Raw genomic sequence first — 19,117 nt, forward strand, 5'->3', positions numbered from 1 at the left:
CAGGGGCGGAAACGGATGGCCATGGAACATGTCGACGTACTGATCGTGGGCGCGGGGCTTTCGGGGATCGGCGCGGCCTATCACCTGAGGAAGCATTGCCCGGGCAAGACCTACGCGATCCTGGAAGGGCGCGAGGCGATCGGCGGCACCTGGGACCTGTTCCGCTATCCGGGCATCCGCTCCGACAGCGACATGTACACCCTGGGTTACTCGTTCAAGCCGTGGAAGGCCGCCAAGGCCATCGCCGACGGCCCGTCGATCCTGAGCTACGTACGCGAGACGGCCCGCGAGAACGACGTCGACCGCCACATCCGCTTCCGCCACCTGGTCAAGCGCGCCAGTTGGTCCACCGAGACCGCGACGTGGACGGTCGAGGCCGAGCACGACGGCCTGACCGTCAAGTTCACCTGCGGCTTCCTCTACATGTGCTCCGGCTACTATCGCTATTCAGCCGGCTACACGCCCGACTTCTCGGGGGCCGAGCGCTTCCAGGGTCGCGTCGTCCACCCGCAGCACTGGCCCGAGGACTTGGACTACGCCGGCAAGAAGGTCGTGGTGATCGGCAGCGGCGCCACCGCCGTGACCCTGGTACCGGAGATGGCCAAGACGGCCGCCCACGTGACCATGCTGCAGCGCTCGCCGACCTATGTGGTCTCGCGTCCAGCCGAGGATGGCGTCGCCAACTGGCTGCGCTCAAAGCTGCCAGCCATGACCGCCTACGGCATCACCCGCTGGAAGAACGTTCTCTTCCAGATGCTGTTCTTCAACCTGGCGCGGAAGAAGCCGGAGAAGACCAAGGAGCGGCTGCTGGGCCTGGTGCGCGAGCACCTGGGGCCGGACTACGACGTCGCCACCCACTTCACGCCCCGCTACAATCCGTGGGACCAGCGCCTGTGCCTGGTGCCTGACGCGGATCTCTTCGACTCGATCAAGGCCGGGACGAGCTCGGTGGTCACCGATCACATCGAGACCTTCACCGAGACCGGGATCCAGCTGAAGTCCGGCAAGGCCCTGGACGCCGACATCATCGTCACCGCCACCGGCCTGCAGATGCAGCTGTTGAGCGGCATGGAGGTCGTGGTCGACGGGAAGGTCGCCAACCTGGCCCAGTCGATGAGCTACAAGGGCATGATGTTCAGCGACGTGCCGAACCTGGCTTCCGCCTTCGGCTACACCAACGCCAGCTGGACCCTGAAGGCGGACCTGACCAGCGAATATGTCTGCCGCCTGCTGAACCACATGAACCGCACGGGCGTCGACTACTGCGTGGCGCACGCCGACAGCGCGGTCGAGGCCGCGCCGTGGCTGGACTTCACCTCGGGCTACGTCACCCGCGCCATGGACCAGTTCCCGAAGCAGGGCCTGCGCAAACCCTGGAAGGTGCACCAGAACTACGCCCTCGACCTGGTGGCCCTGCGCTTCGGCAAGGTCGACGACGGGGTGATGACGTTCGGGCGCAAGACGGGGGCGAAGGCGCCGCCGGTCACCGCCAAGGCCGCCTAGCTTCCCTATCGGATTCGATAGGTTGCGACCGGCGGTCCAGCCTCCGACCTTTCAGGGGAAGGAGACCCGCATGGCCGAACCGTCCTCGTACCTGGGCTGGAAGATCGACTACGCCAGCCCGCCCGGCGAGCCCGCCTATCTGGATCCGGGCTCGGTTCACTGGCGGATCTACAAGAACCCGATCGCCCTGGCGGTCGGCGGCGTCGCGGCCGTGCTGCTGGAGTTCGCCGACGCGCGGATCCGTTCGGGCGTCTGGGACCACTCGACCTACAAGGCGGACCCGATCGGGCGCTCCAAGCGCACGGGCATCGCGGCCATGGTCGGGGTCTACGGCCCGCAAGCCGCCGCGCGGCGGGTGATCCAGGGCGTCACCAACATGCATACGCGGGTGGTCGGAAACACCCCCAAGGGCGAGGCCTACAAGGCGCTGGATCCCGAGCTGCTGGACTGGGTCAGCGCCACCGCCGGCTACGGCTTCCTCAACGCCTATGACCGCTTCGTCGCGCCGTTGAGCGAGGCCGAGAAGACTCGGTTTTACGGCGAGGCCGGGCCGATCGCGCGACTGTACGGCGTGAAGTCCTCGCCCGGCTCCCAGGCGGACTTCATGGCGATGATGGACAGGCTGGCGCCGCGCTTCGAGCCGCACCCGATCGTCGAGGAGTTCCTGGCCATCATCCAGTCGGGAAAGGCCGCGCCGAATGCGCCCAAGTTCCTGCACAAGGCCCTGGCCCGCGCGGCGGTGTCGCTGCTGCCGCCGATCGTGCGCCAGAAGCTGGCGCTGGGCCGCGAATACGACCTGACGCTCGTCGACACCCTGGCTCTGAAGGCGGCCGGCAAGCTGGCCGACCGGATCCCGGTGAAGGGCTCCCCGCCTTGCCAGGCCAGCGCGCGATTGGGCCTGCCATACGACTTCCTCTACAGGAGTCGGGCCGAGCAGAAACGGCTGCTGGAGGCTCACCACAATCCGCTCATCCCCGCGAAAGCGGGGACCCAAGCCGAGGCCTGAAGACCACCACCGCTCCTATGTCGAACGCCGTATGGGTCCCCGCTTTCCCGGGGATGAGCGGCGTTGGGTATCGCGCCTATTCTTCGTCGAACACCTCTTCCGCATCGACGGCCGGCGCCGGCGCGGCCTTGGGCGTCTTGCGCTTCACGAACCGCAGGGCGGTGTGGGTCTTGGAGAAGGCGCAGACCTTGGTGTCGGACAGGCCGAAACCCCGCGCGGCGGTCAGCACGTCGGTGTCCTTCAGCGGCGCGCCCTTGCCTTTCTGGGTGACGATCCAGATCGCGCCCTTGTCAGCCAGGGTCCACATCAGGTCCTCCAGCCGGTCGAGATCAGCCAGGTCCTCGGCGGCCAGGAACAGGATGTCGACCCCATCGGCCTCGTCGGCCTCGACCGGTTCGACACGGGTCGACAGCTCGGCCAGGAACTCATCGTCCTCGACGCCGTCGACCACCACAGTCATGCCGGGCTTCACGCCCAGCTTGTCCAGGCGCGAGGGCGGATTGAGGATCGCGTGGAGCCACTTCTCGGCCTGGCCAGGCTCGAGGGTGAAGCGGGTGCCGTCGCTCAGGACGAGGTCGTCGCCTTCCGTGCGAAGGTTCCGCAGGGCATGCCCCTGGTAGATGCCGCGCACCGCGCCGCGGAAGATCAGCTTGGGCGGCTCCCACAGAAGCTTGCCCTCGCTTTCGCCGTCCGACAGCTGGCCCCAGACGCCACTCGCTTCCTTGCCCATGTCTCTATGCGCCCTTGAATGTCGGCGTGCGCTTTTCGAGGATCGCGTCGACGCCTTCCATGTGGTCCTCGGTGTGGTGGGCGATGGCCTGGGCGGCCGCGCTCATCTCCATCAGGGTGTCGTAGCTGGCGGTCTGGCCGTGCTTGAGCAGGCTCTTGGCCATGCGCAGGGCGTGCGGCGGCTGGGCCGCGATCCTGGTCGCCAGCGCCATGGCCTCGTCCATCAGCGTCTCGGCGGGCACGGCCTTGCTGATCAGGCCCCACTCGGCGGCCTTGGCCGCGTCGATGACGTCGCCGGTGAACAGCAGCTCGGCGGCGCGGCTCATGCCGATCGTGCGGGGCATCAGCCAGGCCCCGCCGTCGCCGGGGATCAGGCCCAGCTTCAGGAAGGTGACGCCAAACCTCGCCGTATCGGCGGCGATGCGGATGTCGGTCATGCAGGCCACGTCGCAGCCCAGGCCGATCGCCGCCCCGTTCACCGCCGCGATCGAGGGGACCTCCAGACCGTAGATGGCCCGGACGATGCGGTGGATGTTCTTGCGATAGCCGTCGCGCACCGCCACGCCGTTGCCGCCGAACGCCCCCTCGCGGGCCTTCATCGCCTTGACGTCGCCGCCGGCCGAGAAGGCCTTGCCCGCACCGGTCAGGATCACGCAGCGGATGTCCTGGTCGTCGTTGATCGCCTCGCAGGCGGCCGCCACCTGGTCGCCATCACCCGGCGCGCCCAAGGCGTTCATCGCCTCCGGCCGGTTCAGGGTGAGGATGGCGACGTGGCCGCGTTTCTCGGTGAGGATCAGGGACTGAGACATGGGATTTAAGGACGCTCCTGCCGTTTCTTTGGTTTTGTCCCTCCATAGCCTGCTTTCCCGCGTCGTGCAGCCGAGCTGGCCGATGCAACCGGTGCGGTCGCACCGATCACGAAAACGCGACTGGCGCGCGAGCGCGGCGCGCCGTTGAAATAAGTCCTGGGACGACACAGAAAGCTACGGCGAATGACCGAGCACGCGAAGGCCCGACACGTGTTGATTATCGAGGATGAAATCCTCGTCGCGTTCGAGGTCGAGGCTCTTCTGGCGGAGATGGGCTTCACGAGTTTCGATATCGCCGACAGCGCGGCCGATGCGCTGACCCTGGCCATCGCCAATCCCCCGGATCTGATCACCGCCGACTATCGCATCGTGGGCGGCACCGGCGTCGAGGCCGTCGAGGCCATCCAGCGCCGACTGGGCCGCATCCCCGTCGTCTACGTCACCGGCAACGCCGACCAGCTGCAGGGCCGCCTGACCCCGATCGTCGACAAGCCGATCTCGGCCCGCATCCTGGCGGAAGCCTGCGCGCGGGCGTCAACGACCTGACGTTGTTCTCCCCGCCGCCCGCCGCTACAAGCCACGGACGGGAGGACGCGATGCACGAGATCACCACCCTCGAGGCCCTGGAGGCGCTGTATCAGCCCGCCCCTGTCGCCGCCTCGACCGTCAAGGTCGCCGACCACATCACCCCGCACTACGCCGCGCTGATCCAGGCCTCGCCGTTCGTGGCCCTGGCCACGGTCGGCCCCGAGGGCCTGGACTGCAGCCCGCGCGGCGACCTGCCCGGCTTCGTCCGCATCGCCGATCCCAGGACCCTGATGCTGCCCGACCGGCGCGGCAACAATCGCACCGACAGCCTGCGCAACATCGTCCGCGACCCGCGCGTGGCCCTGCTGTTCCTGATCCCGGTTCGGGCACCACCTTCCGGGTCAACGGCCGCGCCGTGCTGAGCGCCGATCCCGCGCTGCTCGAGAGCTTCGCCGTCGACGGCAAGCCGCCGCGCACGGTGACGGTCGTGACCGTCGAGGAAGCCTATTTCCAGTGCGCCCGCGCCATCGTCCGCTCGGGACTCTGGAAGGCCGAAAGCCATGTCGATCCCAGGTCCATACCGTCGCCCGGCGCCATGCTGGCGGCGGTCACGGCCGGCGAGGTCGGCGGCGAGACCTACGACCGAGACTGGCCCGAGCGCGCGGCCAAGACGATGTGGTGAGAGCGCTCAGCTCTCCTCGATCTGGCGCTGGTCCTCGCGGCTGATCGAGACCTCCTCGAAATCCAGCTCCTCCTGTAGGATCAGGAAGGCGTCGGCGCTGACGGTCCCGTCGCCGCGCAGCTCCTCCAGGCGCAGCCGCTGGCGGTGCAGGGCCTTGAGGCCGATGGTCCGGCGCGCTTCCAGCGGGCCGGTGGCGGGCGGCGAACCGCTGGGCACGGCGGCGAAACGATAGCGCCAGTGCTCGACCGCCTCGCCCGTCTTGCCGTCCAGCGCCGCCAGGGCCGCGCCCGCCAGGTCCGCGCGCAGGCGGATCAACTCTTCGCCGAGCCCGTCCTCGCGGTCCAGGCCCAGGAGACGGACCAGCGGCGCCAGGGTCATGCCCTGGACCACCAGGGTGGCCAGCACCACCGCGAAGGCCGTCAGCACCAGCAGGTCGCGCTGTGGGAAGTTGCCCGGCAGGGCGAAGGCCGTGGCCAGGGTGACCAGGCCCCGCATGCCGCACCAGCCGACCAGCACGCCATTGCGCAGGCTGATCGCCGGATAGCCGCCGCGCAGGCTGGGGAACCGCCGGGCCAGGACGAGATAGAGCTGCACCCAGGCCATGCGCACCACGATCAGGCAGACGACCACGGCCGAGGCGAAGCCGACCGCCACCATCAGCCGGTCGCGGTCCATGCCGGCGACGATGGTGCGGGCCTGCAACCCCATCAGCAGGAAGGCCACGACGTTCAGCAGGAACACCGCCGAGGTCCAGACGGCGAAGCTGTGGATCCGCACGCGCGGCGGCGTACGCAAGGCCGCCGTGCGGGCGAATGTCATGGCGAAGGCCACCAGACACAGCACCGGCGACACACCCAGCCGCTCGGCGATCATCCAGGACCCGAAGGCGGTGACGAACTCGAACAGGTTGCCGCCCAGGGTGCCGCTGGTCAGCGGGCTGACGAAGCGCAGCACGCGGGCGATGACGATGCCCAGGATGATCCCGCCCGGCGCCGCCAGGCCCAGCTGGACGGCCAGCCCCTGGTCGATGCCGCCCTGGGCCTGGAAGGCCAGCGCCGCCGAGAACAGCAGCAGGGCCGAGGCGTCGTTCAGCAGGCTCTCGCCCTTCAGCACCGCGATCGAGCCGCGCGGCATGCGCACGCTGCTGAGCACGGCCGTGGCGGCGGCCGCGTCGGGCGGGGCGACGATGGCGCCCAGCGCCAGGGCGGCGGCGATCGGCAGGCCGGCCATGGTCACGCCCAGCCAGGCGACCGCGCCGGCGCTCAGCAGCACCGCCACCACCACCAGGGCGAACAACGGCCGCCACAGGCGGCGCACCTCGGCGACCGGGAAATCGAAGGCTGCGTCGACCAGGGCCGGAGCCAGGAACAGGGCCAGGGCCGTGTGGGGCTCGATCGAGATCTTCGGCGCGCCGGGGACCAGGGCCAGACAGACGCCGGCGGCCGCCAGCATCGTCGGATACGGCGCCTTGATGCGGCGCGACACCTGCAGCAGCAGCACCGCGGCCGCCACGAGGACGAGAAGACTTTCGAAGAAGCTCACGGGTCCTCCCTGGCGATGCGCGAGCTTAGGGCGCAACGGCTCGGATGACAAAGTTCGCCCAGCGGGTTCCGGTTCGCCGGCGCCCGCAACAAAAACGGCCCCAGGGTCACCCCCGAGGCCGCTTGAAACACATCAGTCCCCCTGTGGAGGCCGCATCAGTCGTCGCGATGGACGCGTTCGCGGCGCTCGTGCCGTTCCTGGGCTTCCAGGCTGAGCGTCGCCGTGGGGCGAGCGTCCAACCGGGCCAGGCCGATCGGCTCGCCCGTCTCCTCGCAGTAGCCGTAGGAGCCGTCCTCGACGCGGCGCAGGGCCTGGTCGATCTTGGAAATCAGCTTCCGCTGGCGGTCGCGAGTGCGAAGCTCGAGAGCACGGTCGGTTTCCGAGGACGCGCGATCGGCGAGATCGGCGTGGTTCTCGGTTTCTTTCTGGAGATGGGAAACCGTCTCGCGAGATTCGCGGAGGATCTCTTCTTTCCATGCCAGCAGCTTCTGCTTGAAGTACTCAAGCTGCCGCTCGTTCATAAAAGGCTCGTCCTCGGAAGGACGGTAATCGGATTTCTCTACTAGAACAGTGGCCGTTTGCATTAACGCCTCACGCCCCAATGAACTCAGCCCTCGAAGGCTGCGTGCTTATATCAAAAGGTGAGCCGCGTTCAATGAACCTCGCGTGAGTGGCGCGCTCAGGTCGCGCCCTTCGCTCGAAAGGGCCATTTCCACGGCGTGGACAGGTGTAAAACGCGCGAACGGGCCAAGCGTGGCAGGGCTGAACGATGTTCTTGCTCCCCGCCTTCGCCATGTCAGCCGCCTCGCGCCTGCAGCTTGGCCAGCTCGACGGCGGCCCGCGTCTCGATCTCGTTGAGGACCCCTTCCAGTTTGGGGTCGTCGGTATTCTCGCGTTGCTCGCGAATGGCGCGCGTCAGGCGGTCCAGCGTGCCGTGCGAAATGTCGCCGTCAATCAGCGCGATCCGCACCTCGCCCAGGATGTCCAGGATGTGGTCGGCGCGACGCACCGCGCGCTTGCGGCGCTCCAGGGGGCTGCCGACGGCGCCCGTCTCCTGCAGGGCGAGCAGCGCATCGACCGAGCCGACGCCGGTCAGGCCGCCGACAGAGGCCGTGCTGGCCGCGCCGCTGGCGGCGTTCACCGACGGCAGGCTGAAGCTCGACGAACCGCCGGCCGGCCTGGCCCGCGATGCGCCAGTCGCCCCTACGCCCCCCGTGCTGGAAACCTTCATCCGGCAGCTCCAAAAAGCTTACGCGTGCGAGTCACTTATCTCACAGCCTCATCATAATCAGATCGCGCGCTTGAAGTATGGTTAATGCCGGGCAGATTCTGCCGCGAGGCGCCCGGCGGACCACCGCCAAATGCAGAATCCCTTGAGTCACAAGGCCCTAGGCGGGGCCGGAAAACTGGCCCGCTTCTGGCATGGGGCGGGCCGGGGACGTTTCCCCGCCACGGGACTGCCATGCCGCGTTCATTCTTTCGCACCGTTCTGACCGCCCTCGCCGCCGCTTCGGCCTTGGCCTGCCTGGGCCTTGGCGCGCCAGCGTTCGCCAAGTCGCGGATCAAGGACATCGTCGCCTTCGAGGGCGTTCGTGAGAACCAGCTGATCGGCTACGGCGTTGTCGTCGGCCTGAACGGCACGGGCGACAGCCTGCGCAACGCCCCGATGACCAAGCAGAGCCTGGAGGCGATGCTGGAGCGCCAGGGCGTCAACGTCCGTGACGCCAACCTCAACACCAAGAACACCGCCACGGTCATGGTCACGGCCAATCTGCCGCCGTTCTCGGCCGCGGGCTCGAAGCTGGACGTGACCGTCTCGGCGCTGGGCGACGCCAAGAGCCTGCTGGGCGGCACCCTGCTGGTCACCAGCCTGCAGGGCGCGGACGGCCAGACCTACGCCGTCGCCCAGGGCACTGTGCAGACCGGTTCGGTCTCGGCCGGCGGCGCCTCGGGCAGCTCGGTCACCAAGGGCGTGCCGACCGCCGGTCGGATCGCCTCGGGCGGCATCATCGAGCGCGAGACCGGCTTCCAGATGGTCAATATGGACATCCTGCGCATGACCCTGCGCAATCCGGACTTCACGACCTCGCGCCGCATCGCCGACGCCATCAACGGCAAGTTCCCCAACTGCGCCCAGGCGCAGAACCCGACCATCGTCGCTGTCCGCGCCCCGGCCGGCATGGACATGATCAGCTTCGTCACCAGCATCGAGAACCTGGAGGTCGAGCCCGACAGCCCGGCCAAGGTGGTGATCGACGAGGTGGCCGGCGTCATCGTCATGGGCGACGACGTCCGCATCAGCCAGGTGGCGATCGCCCAGGGCAACCTGACGATCACGGTCCAGGAAACCCCGGCCGTCAGCCAGCCGGGCCCGTTCAGCCAAGGCCAGACCGCCGTCGTCCCGCAGTCGACCGTCAATGTCGAAGAGGAAAAGGGCAAGAAGCTGATCACCCTGGGCGGCTCGCCCTCGCTGAAGAGCCTGGTCGGCGGCCTGAACGCTCTGGGCGTCACGCCCCGCGACATGATCTCGATCCTGCAGGCCGTGAAGGCCTCCGGCGCCCTGCAAGCCGACATCGAGGTGATGTGATGAGCTTCGCGTCGCAGCTTTCCACCCTGGTCCCGCAGCTCGGCGCGACCACCGCCACGGTGAAGTCGGCGGCTCAGGCGGTGAAGTCCGCCGCGGCCTCGATCGAGGACACCGCCAAGGACGCGGCCAAGCGCGCCAAGATCGGCGAGACGGCCAAGACTTTCGAAGCCTCGTTCCTGTCGGTGATGATGCAGCAGATGTTCGAGGGCGTGAAAACCTCGGAACCGTTCGGCGGCGGCAACGGCGAGGAAATGTTCAAGTCGATGCTGACGGACGCGATGTCCAAGCAGGTGACCAAGGCCGGCGGGATCGGCCTGGCGCCGACCATCCAGCGCGAAATGCTGAAGATGCAAGGTCTGAAGGAGTAACAAGCCATGGCTATCGCCGCCGTCGACGCCGACGATCGCGTCCATCAGCTGACCCTGCTGACCGAACGCCTGACCGACCTGATCGCCAAGGAGGCCCAGGCCTTCGAGACCCACCGCCCGCACGAGGCGGCGCAGTATGTCGAGGAGACGGCCAAGCTGGCCAATGTCTACCGGCATGAGTCGATGCGGGTGCGCGCCAATGTCGCCCTGGTCGAGGCGGCCCGGCCCGAACTGCGCCAGCGCCTGCTGCGCGCCACCGAGGCCTTCGACGCGGTCCTGGCCCGCCAGGCGCGCGCCGTGAACGCCGCCAAGACCGTGACCGAGGGCCTGGTCCACGCCGTCGCCCAGGAGATCGCCAACCAGCGCGCCGCCCCGGCCACCACCTACGGCGCCGGCGGCATGGTCAACGACCGCCCCTCGATGGGCGCGGCCATCACCCTGAACCGCAAGGCCTAGGATTCGAGGGAGAAGACGGCGGCGGCCCTGGCCGCCCCGTTCGGATCCCCGAAATCGGCGACCATATACTCCGCCACGACGCGCAGCCGGTCGGCCGGTAGCGGCGCGCGCCAGGGATCGCCGATCAGCACCGCGATCTCGGCCGCCAGGCATCGCCGCAGATACGTCTCGACCCGCGCCGCCAGGTCGGGGTCGTAGAACAGATCCCCCACCAGCATCAGGTCGACCTCCGGCGGCGCGCCCGACGTCAGGTCGCCGTGGATCGTCTCGACCCTCACCCCATTGGCGGCGGCGTTCAGGCGCGTGGCCGTGACCGCGTAGGGATCGACATCGGCCGCCTTCACCTCGGCCGCCCCCGCCAGGGCGGCGGCGATGGCGACGAGGCCCGAGCCCGCGCCAAGATCCAGCACGCGCTTGCCGACGACGGTCTCGGGATGGTCGAGGACGTGGCGCGCCAGGGCCAGCCCACCGCCCCAGGTCCGCGCCCAGTACGGCGAACCGAAGTCCGGATCGGCGTCCGCCAGGCGCATCAGCCCGCTGCGCGGCCCCGCGCGGTGCAGGCGAATCTCGGGAACGCCGGGAACGGGGTCCAGCGGCAGGCGCTCGCGGATGAAGGCTTCGAGGTCCAGGGGCGTGTCCTTCGCGGTCAGCCGCCGACTTAAGACCTCGGCCGCGATCGCGCTACTCTCCGTCGATCAACCGCTTCTTGCGCCGGTGCAGGCTGGCGGCCACGGCGATCAGCACCAGCGGGACCAGGGCCGACAGCAGGTGTTCGCCCAGACCCGGCCAGCCGTGCAACCAGGGCTTCAACAGATAGCCCAGCAGGCCCAGCACGTAGTAGCCGACCGCGAAGATCGACAGACCCTCGACCAGTCCCTGCAGCTTGGTCTGGAGCTGCAGGCTGGCGTCCATGCCGCGCAGGGTCTCCTGGTTCTGGCGGTCTTGGGCCAGGCCCAGCTTGGTGCGCAGCAGGTCGCCGCTGCGGGCGATGCGCAGGGACAGGTCGTCCAGCCGCCGGTCGGCCGCCTGGCGCGTGCGCATGGCCGGCAGGAGGCGGCGGGCGATGAACTCGCTCATGGTCGAGTGGCCCGCGATCCGCCGCTCGCGCAGGGCCTCCAGCCGGTCCAGGGTCAGGCGGTGATAGGACTCGGTCGCCCCGCGCCGGAAGCGGCTCCTAGCGGCGCGCAGTTCGACCTCGGCCGAGAGGGCCAGCAGGCGGTCCAGCACCGCCTGGCTATCCTCGCCGGCCGCCAGTCCGCTGGTGATCGCCGCCAGCCGCGCCTCGGCCCCGTCCAGCCAGGCCAGGAGCTCGCGGGCCGGCGGGAAGCCGATCAGCGCCAGCTTCCGATAGTTGCCGATCTCCAGCAGGGTCTGGACCAGTCGCGAAACCTCGTCGTTGGCCAGGGACAGGTTCTGGACGTGGATGCGGCCCGCCCCACCCTCGCGCAGACGGAAGTCGGTCCAGATCCGCGCCGCCCCGTCGAACGCCTCGCACGAGACGCAATGCTGCAGGTCGATGTGACGGCCCAGATCCGTGTCGGTGGGCGGCGCGACGCCAGGGGCCGAGACCGAGATCTCGACGCCCCGGAACACCTGGCCCGGCGCGCCATCCAGCCAGAAGAAGCTCGCCTCCGGTTGCGGCTGGAAACCGAGGTCGCGTCCCAGGGGGCCGTGGGCGAACCAGGTCCAGGTCGAGAACTCCTGGTGCCGCTCCCACAACCAGCCGCCGTCCTCGTCAGCGACGACGACCCGGCCCAGGGTGGGATCCTGTCCCGGCGCGAACAGGGACACGAAGGCCGCCTCCGCCGTTCGCGCATCGGGATCGACCAGGAACACCCATTGGCGCAGGCGGAGCGGCGCGCGGTCCAGCGGCAACGCCCTCAGGTGCATCAGTTCGCTCAACGTCACCCGAAGCGGGTGGTCCCGACCGCCGTCCATCTCGTCCTCGCCCTGCGACGCCGGGTCATGGGGTCACGCCCAATGTTACCGGTCACATAGACTTAGCGAACATCGTCCGGCGCGTCACCTGATTTGAGCCGGATCCAGCGCTCGACACCGATCGCCGCGAGGAAATCGGCGTCGTGACTGACCACCAGCAGCGCCCCGTCATAGCCCGACAGCGCCGCCTCGACGGCCTCGATCGAAGCCAGGTCCAGATGATTGGTCGGCTCGTCCAGGATCAGCAGCTGAGGCGGCGCGGCCGCGCTCAGCACGCAGGCCAGGGCCGCGCGCAGACGCTCGCCGCCGCTCAGCGTCCCGGCCAGTTGGTGGGCGGCGGTGTTGCGAAACAGGAACCGCGCTAGAGCCGCGTGGGCGTCGTTCTGGCTAGCGGCCGGGTTCAGGCGGCGGAAGTTCTGCAGGATCGTCTCGTCGTCGTTCAGCAGCGCCGCCCGCTGGTCCAGCAGGGCGACGGGAACCGAGAGCTTAACCGCGCCCGCCGTTGGCGAGAGATCGCCGGTCGCGAGGCGGATCAGCGTTGTCTTGCCCGTCCCGTTCGGACCCGAGACCGCCACGCGCTCGGGCCCGGCGATGCGAAACGACAGGCCCTGGACCACCTGCGCTCCGTCCGGCCAGGCGAAGGCCACGTCGTCGAAGGTCAACACCGTCCGCCCCTCCGGCAGGCCGCTGGACGGCAGGTCGAAGCCCAGGGTCCGGGCGCGCTCGACGCGGGCCTCGGCGGAAGCCTTGGCCTCCGCCGCCTGGGTCGCCAGCTTGTCGGCCAGCCGGCCCTCGCGCGCGCCGCTGGTCTCGGCCCGCTCGGCCATCATGCCCAGCACGATCTTCGGCGTCCCGCCCCGGTCGGCGAACTTGCGGCCGGCGGCGTCGCGACGGTCCTTGCGTTCGCGGGCCACTTGAGTCTCGCGGGCGACACGGCGGACCTCCTTCTCGGCGTGATCGAGGTCGCGCTGGGCGGCCTCGGCCTCGGCCGCCCGACGTTCGGCATAGAGGTCCCAGCCGCCGCCGTAGGACTTCGCGCCCAGGGACGACAGCTCGACGATGCGGTCCATGCCGCGCAACAGGCTCCGGTCGTGGCTGACCACCACCGCCCCGCCGCGCCAGCGGGCCAGCACCCTGGCCACGATCCCGCGCGCCTCGGCGTCGAGGTTGTTGGTCGGCTCGTCCAGCAGCAACACGTCGGGCCGGGCGATCAGGAGGCGTGCGAGGCCCGCTCGCGTCGCCTGGCCGCCCGACAGCGCCGCCGTCAGCCGCTCGGGATCGAGGCCCGCCAGGCCGAGATCGGCCAAGGCCTGGTCCAGGCGTCCGGGCAGATCCCAATCGGCTTCGGAGAGATCGGTCTCGTCGGCTTCCCCGCGCTCGATGCGCGACAGGCGATCCCAGTCCGGGCCGACGCCGAGCAGGTCGACCAGCCGCGCGCCCTCGGAGACGTCGGGCGTCTGGTCCAGGGTCGCGACCGTCCCCGCGCGGGCGACGGTCCCGGCCAGCGGCGCACGCGCGCCCGCGATCAGCGCCAGCAAGGTCGACTTGCCAGCACCGTTGCGGCCCACCAGGCCGATGCGCTCGGTCCCGATGGAAAGGTTCAGGTTTTCGAAAAGAAGCCGGCCGTCAGGCGTGGCGGCGGAAACGGAATCCAGGGTGACGAAGAACATGCGAACCCACGGTCAGGAAAACGGGAAGGACGAAGCGGTCTTCCGTCTTGCTGATCATGAGAGCCTCCATCGGATGGGAAGGCGGGTTTTTACGCGCCCGCGCCCGAGGCGACAAGCGTGGCCGTCGCCAGCCTAGGTAGGAGCCATCGCGTGCAGCACCCAGACCAGCGAACCGATCCCGCCGCAGAACACCATCATGTCGATGATCACCGAGCGCGGCTTGCCGACCTTCAGCGCGTCGAACGCCTGCTGCTTGGCGTCCTGCTTTCCGCTGCCGCCGTCCTTCTTGGCCACGACCGTTCTTCCTCGGTATCAAGGTCGAGCTTCTGCCCGATCGTGGCGCTTAGATCATGCGTGGACTGAAGAACCCGCTTCCAAACAGGGTTTAGGAAATCCGAACGGCGACGCTCAGAAACAGCCGCCTTCGCGAAGACTGGGCGGGGGACTGCCGGTGGAGGCCAGGTTCCGTTCGCTGAAGCCGGGCGTCCGCCCCCGGCGGTAGTCGCGGCAGCGCTGCTTGCGCGGTCCTTCCTTCTCATAGCGCGAGGGAAGCTCCGGCTGGGGGCTTTCCCACTGCGTTTCGTCGATCGGGCCGATGAATCCTGGCGATGGGCGTCTGTCGCGCTTGCCGCCCCAGCCGGCATAGCAGCGCTCCTTCTCGTCCGGCGTCATGTGCTCGCTGCTGAGACCCTTGCACGCCCGATAGTATCGGCCCCATCCCCACTCGGGCACGCCCTCCGTGATGCGCCAGCGGTCGATCGTCTTCCGGTCCATGCGCCAGGCCGGATCGATGGCGGGCGGCGTGGCGGCGGCCTCGTTCGAGACGGCCAGGCCGTCCACGATCGGCGCCGACGAAGGGGCTTTCGGCGCCTGAGTCGTCGCCGACACGGCGGGTGAACGGGCGGCGGCCCGCGATGTCGGCGACTTCTGTCGGTCGGGCCGCTCCAGGTCCAGCAGGAGCACTGGAGCGTCCTCGACATGCGGCGGCGGCTCCTCGATCAGCACCAATGCGCCCAGGATCAGACCGTTGACCAGGACGCCGCCCGAGATGGCGAGCCATCGTCTGGTCCACACGCCCCGCGCCATCCCCGCCACCTCTGGTTAAGCTGGACGGCAGGACGCGCGCCGATGGCGCCGCTTTCGAGGCCTTCGCGTGACCAAGCGGCGCCTTGTGCGGGGCGCCGCTGCTGACATCCGCTGTCAGCAGGAACGACGCCGCGCGTGCGCGACATTTGTTCGCATCTTGTTCTTGTGTTAATTCGCGCCTTGAGCCCTACATATAGCCGCTGCGCCGCCACCAATCGTGCGGCCCAACGTTCCGGAAAACATGGCTGAGCAACTGAACTTCATCCGCGTTCGCGGCGCCCGTGAGCACAATCTGAAGGACGTCAGCGTCGACATCCCGCGTGGCGAGCTGGTCGTGCTGACCGGCCTGTCGGGCTCGGGCAAGTCGTCCCTGGCCTTCGACACGATCTATGCCGAGGGCCAGCGTCGTTACGTGGAAAGCCTGTCGGCCTATGCCCGTCAGTTCCTGGAACTGATGAGCAAGCCCGACGTCGACTTGATCGAGGGCCTGTCGCCGGCGATCTCGATCGAGCAGAAGACCACCAGCCGCAACCCGCGCTCGACCGTGGGCACGGTGACCGAGATCCACGACTACATGCGCCTGCTGTGGGCGCGGGTCGGGATCCCCTACTCGCCCGCCACCGGCCTGCCGATCGAGAGCCAGACCATCAGCCAGATGGTCGACAAGATCACCGCCCTGCCCGAAGGCACGCGTCTCTACCTGCTGGCCCCGGTCGTTCGCGACCGCAAGGGCGAGTACAAGAAGGAGATCGCCGAGTGGCAGAAGGCCGGCTTCCAGCGGCTGAAGATCGACGGCGAGTTCTATCCGATCGAGGACGCCCCGGTCCTCGACAAGAAGTTCAAGCACGACATCGACGTGGTCGTCGACCGCGTGGTGACCAAGCCCGACATGGAGCAGCGTCTGGCCGACTCCATCGAGCAGGCGCTCCGCCTCGCCGACGGGCTCGCGGTCGCCGAGTTCGCCAACATCGAGGAAGGCGAGAAGGAGCCGCGGCGCATCCTGTTCTCGGAACGCTTCGCCTGCCCGGTCAGCGGCTTCACGATCGCCGAGATCGAGCCGCGCCTGTTCTCGTTCAACAATCCGGCGGGCGCCTGTCCGGTCTGTGACGGCCTGGGCGCGAAGCTGGCCTTCGACGCCGACCTCGTGATCCCGGACAAGGACAAGAGCCTGCACAAGGGCGCGGTCGCGCCCTGGGCGAAGGGTCCGTCGCCGCTCTACACCCAGACCCTGCAGGCCCTGGCGCGGCACTACGGCTTCTCGATGGACGAGCCGTGGCACAAGCTGTCGCTGGACGCCCGCGACGTGGTGCTGAACGGGTCCAAGGGGACCAAGATCAAGTTCACCTACGACGACAACGCGCGGAAGTACGAGGTCGAGAAGCCCTTCGAGGGCGTGCTGCCGAACCTGGAGCGCCGCTGGCGCGAGACCGACAGCAGCTGGGTGCGCGAGGAACTGGGCCGCTACCAGTCCGACACCCCGTGCGAGACCTGCCATGGCAAGCGCCTGAAGCCCGAGGCCCTGGCCGTCAAGATCGACGCCATGGACATCGCCGAGGTCTCGATGCTGGCCATCCGTCCGGCCCGCGACTGGTTCGCCAGCCTGGAAGGCAAGCTGACCGACAAGCAGATGGAGATCGCCCGGCGGATCCTGAAGGAGATCAACGACCGCCTGCGGTTCCTGGTCGACGTCGGCCTCGACTATCTCAACCTCTCGCGCGGCTCGGGCACCCTGTCGGGCGGCGAGAGCCAGCGTATCCGTCTGGCCAGCCAGATCGGTTCGGGCCTGACCGGCGTGCTCTACGTGCTGGACGAGCCGTCGATCGGCCTGCACCAGCGCGACAACACCCGCCTGCTGACCTCGCTGCAGGGCCTGCGGGACCTGGGCAATTCGGTGCTGGTGGTCGAGCATGACGAGGAGGCCATCCTCACCGCCGACTATGTGATCGACATGGGCCCGGCCGCGGGCGTCCACGGCGGCGAGATCGTCGCCCAGGGCAAGCCGGCCGAGATCATGGCCAACCCCAAGAGCCTGACCGGCGCCTATCTGACCGGGGCGCGCGAGATCGAGGTGCCCGAGGAGCGCCGGCCGATCAGCAAGAAGAAGGTGCTGCGCGTCGTCGGCGCGACCGGCAACAACCTCAAGAACGTCACGGCCGAGATCCCGGTCGGGACCTTCACCTGCATCACGGGCGTGTCGGGCGGCGGCAAGTCGACCTTCACGATCGAGACCCTGTACAAGGCCGCCGCGCGCCGCCTGAACAACGCCAGCGACGCCCCCGCGCCGCACGAGCGGATCGAGGGGCTGGAGCAGTTCGACAAGGTCATCGACATCGATCAATCGCCCATCGGCCGCACCCCGCGCTCGAACCCGGCGACCTATACCGGCGCCTTCGGCCCGATCCGCGACTGGTTCGCGGGCCTGCCGGAGAGCAAGGCGCGCGGCTACGGCCCGGGCCGGTTCTCGTTCAACGTCAAGGGCGGCCGCTGCGAGGCCTGCCAGGGCGACGGCGTCATCAAGATCGAGATGCACTTCCTGCCCGACGTCTACGTCACCTGCGATATCTGCAAGGGCAAGCGCTACAACCGCGAGACCCTGGACGTGCTGTTCAAGGGCAAGACGATCGCCGACGTCCTGGACATGACCGTCGAGGAGGCCGCCGACTTCTTCAAGGCCGTGCCGCCGATCCGCGACAAGATGGAGACCCTCAAGCGCGTGGGCCTCAGCTACATCAAGGTCGGCCAGCAGGCCACGACCCTGTCGGGCGGCGAGGCGCAGCGGGTGAAGCTGTCCAAGGAGCTGTCGCGCCGGGCCACCGGGCGGACCCTGTACATCCTGGACGAACCGACCACCGGCCTGCACTTCGAGGACACCAAGAAGCTGCTGGAGGTGCTGCACGAGCTGGCCGACCAGGGCAACACCGTGGTGGTCATCGAGCATAACCTGGACGTGGTGAAGACCGCCGACTGGCTGATCGACTTCGGCCCCGAGGGCGGCGACGGCGGCGGCCAGATCGTCGCCACCGGCTCGCCCCAGGACGTGGCCAAGGTCGAGGCCAGCTGGACCGGCCGCTACCTCAAGGAGCTGCTGGACCGCCACGAGGAACGCCGCAAGGCGCGGGTGGCCGAGCTGAAGAAGGCCAAGCGGGCCTGAGCTTCACGCCATCCCTGAAATGAACAACGCCCCGGAGAGCGATCTCCGGGGCGTTCGTCTTCTGGACGAGGCCTCCGAGCCTACCAGCCGCCGTTGCCCTCGGCGGCGGCCTGGCCCTCGCGCAGCGCCTTGTAGATGGTCGGGGCCGGCGCGAAGATGATCAGCGTCGTCAGCACCGACATCAGGCCCGAGAACATCGTCTGGGCGATACCCATCGGCGTGAAGAACGCCTTCAGCGAGCTGCTGTCGGCCTGCATCAACCGCCCCGCGGCGCCGATATCGCCGGAAATGATCGTGGCGACGGCCGAGATGATCGTGAACAGCAGCAGGAACACGATCACGCACATGACGACGGCCAGGAAGTAGGCCCCCATCAGGGGCCAGAACTGGCCCTTGGTCAGCGGCATGGAGCGGAAGAACACCACCTTGCCGGCGTCGAAGGTCGCCGCCGAGGACAGGGACAGCCGAATGGCCAGGTAGACGACGCCGCCCAGCGTGCCGACGAAGGCCAGCAGCGCCAGCAGCGCCCCGATCGCGTCCTTCATCACGGCGAAGAATTCGGTCAGCACGCTGCCGATCAGGAACGCGCCGAACAGGGTCACGTTGAACAGCACCCAGATGGCGGCTTGGCGCAGCTCGTCGCCGCCCAGCCGCAGTCGCAGCAGCCCGCCCTCGTGGGGGCGCAGGATCAGGCGGTTCACCCCGGCGAACATCACCGCGTTGACCAGCACCAGATACGGCACGGACAGCAGGGTGACCGGCACGACCTTGGCGAACGCGGCCGCCAGCTCGTTCGGGTCCGGCTCGCTCCCGGCCGATTGCATGTAGGTCGAGAGCCCGTTCAGCTCGTCGCCGAAGAAGTGGATCATCACCACGCTGTAGGCGATGGACACCACCGTCATGATCAGCGCCCACAGGGCCACCGTCTTCAGGTTTTCCCGCACCAGTCGGAAACCGGAGAAGGCCGCGTCGGAGGGCGAGAACTTGGACATGGCGGGCTCATCCAGCTGGCGAACAGGCCGTAGCCCTAACAAGGTTCGCGTCGCTTCGACAGTGTCGAAC

The 19,117-nt window shown here is 68.6% G+C and carries 19 protein-coding genes and 1 pseudogene; 8 read left to right on the forward strand and 12 right to left on the reverse strand.

Features of this window, described 5'->3' with window-relative positions; translation table 11 throughout:
- Nucleotides 1-15: 15 nt before the first annotated feature.
- Both K8940_RS16745 and K8940_RS16750 read left to right on the forward strand, forming a co-directional pair.
- The gene (locus K8940_RS16745; protein WP_223391212.1) at nt 16-1,503 is read left to right on the forward strand and encodes a flavin-containing monooxygenase; all 1,488 of its coding nucleotides are present in this window, start codon (nt 16-18) and stop codon (nt 1,501-1,503) included.
- 70 nt (nt 1,504-1,573) lie between these two features.
- On the forward strand, nt 1,574-2,509 hold the full coding sequence (locus K8940_RS16750) for an oxygenase MpaB family protein (protein WP_223391213.1): 936 nt from the start codon (nt 1,574-1,576) through the stop codon (nt 2,507-2,509).
- A 76-nt stretch (nt 2,510-2,585) separates the two neighbouring features.
- Here the strand turns inward: K8940_RS16750 and K8940_RS16755 are convergent, their stop codons facing one another.
- A complete protein-coding gene (locus K8940_RS16755; protein ID WP_223391214.1) occupies nt 2,586-3,239 on the reverse strand; it encodes a DUF3052 family protein in 654 nt (217 codons plus the stop codon).
- Between the two features lie 4 nt (nt 3,240-3,243).
- A complete protein-coding gene (locus tag K8940_RS16760) occupies nt 3,244-4,047 on the reverse strand; it encodes a crotonase/enoyl-CoA hydratase family protein (protein WP_223391215.1) in 804 nt (267 codons plus the stop codon).
- Nucleotides 4,048-4,230: 183 nt separating this feature from the next.
- On the opposite strand from K8940_RS16760, the gene K8940_RS16765 reads away from it, so the two are divergent.
- Complete coding sequence (locus tag K8940_RS16765) at nt 4,231-4,593, forward strand: response regulator (protein WP_223391216.1); 363 nt, start codon at nt 4,231-4,233, stop codon at nt 4,591-4,593.
- Nucleotides 4,594-4,643: 50 nt separating this feature from the next.
- Nucleotides 4,644-5,257: pseudogene (locus K8940_RS16770) on the forward strand (pyridoxamine 5'-phosphate oxidase family protein).
- Nucleotides 5,258-5,263: 6 nt separating this feature from the next.
- On the opposite strand, the gene K8940_RS16775 reads toward K8940_RS16770, so the two are convergent.
- From K8940_RS16775 to K8940_RS16785, 3 genes are all read right to left on the reverse strand, one after another.
- Nucleotides 5,264-6,799 (reverse strand): cation:proton antiporter, encoded by a 1,536-nt coding sequence (locus K8940_RS16775; RefSeq protein WP_223391217.1) that lies wholly within the window; start codon nt 6,797-6,799, stop codon nt 5,264-5,266.
- Nucleotides 6,800-6,954: 155 nt separating this feature from the next.
- Nucleotides 6,955-7,383 carry an RNA polymerase-binding protein DksA gene (gene dksA, locus K8940_RS16780; RefSeq protein ID WP_223391218.1) on the reverse strand — a complete coding sequence of 143 codons (429 nt, stop codon included), beginning with the start codon at nt 7,381-7,383 and terminating at the stop codon, nt 6,955-6,957.
- A gap of 212 nt (nt 7,384-7,595) precedes the next feature.
- The gene (locus K8940_RS16785; RefSeq protein ID WP_223391219.1) at nt 7,596-8,030 is read right to left on the reverse strand and encodes a flagellar assembly protein FliX; all 435 of its coding nucleotides are present in this window, start codon (nt 8,028-8,030) and stop codon (nt 7,596-7,598) included.
- 231 nt (nt 8,031-8,261) lie between these two features.
- Between K8940_RS16785 and K8940_RS16790 the strand changes: the two genes are divergently transcribed.
- The 3 genes from K8940_RS16790 to K8940_RS16800 are packed head-to-tail and all read left to right on the forward strand — an operon-like array spanning nt 8,262 to nt 10,210.
- On the forward strand, nt 8,262-9,386 hold the full coding sequence (locus tag K8940_RS16790) for a flagellar basal body P-ring protein FlgI (RefSeq protein ID WP_223391220.1): 1,125 nt from the start codon (nt 8,262-8,264) through the stop codon (nt 9,384-9,386).
- Nucleotides 9,386-9,754, forward strand: a complete 369-nt coding sequence (locus tag K8940_RS16795; RefSeq protein WP_223391221.1) for a rod-binding protein — start codon at nt 9,386-9,388, stop codon at nt 9,752-9,754. The genes K8940_RS16790 and K8940_RS16795 overlap by 1 nt, the downstream gene beginning before the upstream one ends.
- Before the next feature lie 6 nt (nt 9,755-9,760).
- Nucleotides 9,761-10,210 carry a flagellar basal body protein gene (locus tag K8940_RS16800; RefSeq protein ID WP_223391222.1) on the forward strand — a complete coding sequence of 150 codons (450 nt, stop codon included), beginning with the start codon at nt 9,761-9,763 and terminating at the stop codon, nt 10,208-10,210.
- Here K8940_RS16800 and K8940_RS16805 read toward each other — a convergent pair.
- The 6 genes from K8940_RS16805 to K8940_RS16830 all read right to left on the reverse strand — a co-directional run bounded on the left by K8940_RS16805 (nt 10,207) and on the right by K8940_RS16830 (nt 14,892).
- Nucleotides 10,207-10,839 (reverse strand): class I SAM-dependent methyltransferase, encoded by a 633-nt coding sequence (locus tag K8940_RS16805; protein WP_223395888.1) that lies wholly within the window; start codon nt 10,837-10,839, stop codon nt 10,207-10,209. The two genes, K8940_RS16800 and K8940_RS16805, sit on opposite strands and share 4 nt — an antisense overlap.
- Nucleotides 10,840-10,891: 52 nt before the next feature.
- Entirely contained in the window at nt 10,892-12,148 is a 1,257-nt protein-coding gene (locus tag K8940_RS16810) for a DUF3422 domain-containing protein (RefSeq protein WP_223391223.1), read from the reverse strand.
- Nucleotides 12,149-12,210: 62 nt separating this feature from the next.
- Nucleotides 12,211-13,818, reverse strand: a complete 1,608-nt coding sequence (locus tag K8940_RS16815) for an ABC-F family ATP-binding cassette domain-containing protein (protein WP_223391224.1) — start codon at nt 13,816-13,818, stop codon at nt 12,211-12,213.
- Nucleotides 13,775-13,888: a hypothetical protein gene (locus K8940_RS16820; RefSeq protein ID WP_223391225.1), complete on the reverse strand. Its 114-nt coding sequence runs from the start codon at nt 13,886-13,888 to the stop codon at nt 13,775-13,777. Before K8940_RS16820 ends, K8940_RS16815 begins: the two co-directional genes overlap by 44 nt.
- Nucleotides 13,889-13,950: 62 nt before the next feature.
- Nucleotides 13,951-14,112 carry a hypothetical protein gene (locus K8940_RS16825; RefSeq protein WP_223391226.1) on the reverse strand — a complete coding sequence of 54 codons (162 nt, stop codon included), beginning with the start codon at nt 14,110-14,112 and terminating at the stop codon, nt 13,951-13,953.
- Nucleotides 14,113-14,226: 114 nt separating this feature from the next.
- On the reverse strand, nt 14,227-14,892 hold the full coding sequence (locus tag K8940_RS16830) for a hypothetical protein (protein ID WP_223391227.1): 666 nt from the start codon (nt 14,890-14,892) through the stop codon (nt 14,227-14,229).
- Between the two features lie 253 nt (nt 14,893-15,145).
- Between K8940_RS16830 and uvrA the strand changes: the two genes are divergently transcribed.
- Entirely contained in the window at nt 15,146-18,055 is a 2,910-nt protein-coding gene (gene uvrA, locus K8940_RS16835; protein ID WP_223391228.1) for an excinuclease ABC subunit UvrA, read from the forward strand.
- An 80-nt stretch (nt 18,056-18,135) separates the two neighbouring features.
- Here uvrA and K8940_RS16840 read toward each other — a convergent pair whose 3' ends face one another.
- Nucleotides 18,136-19,047: a hypothetical protein gene (locus tag K8940_RS16840; RefSeq protein WP_223391229.1), complete on the reverse strand. Its 912-nt coding sequence runs from the start codon at nt 19,045-19,047 to the stop codon at nt 18,136-18,138.
- Nucleotides 19,048-19,117: the final 70 nt, after the last annotated feature.

Source organism: Caulobacter segnis (assembly GCF_019931575.1).
Classification (GTDB): Bacteria; Pseudomonadota; Alphaproteobacteria; order Caulobacterales; family Caulobacteraceae; genus Caulobacter; species Caulobacter segnis_C.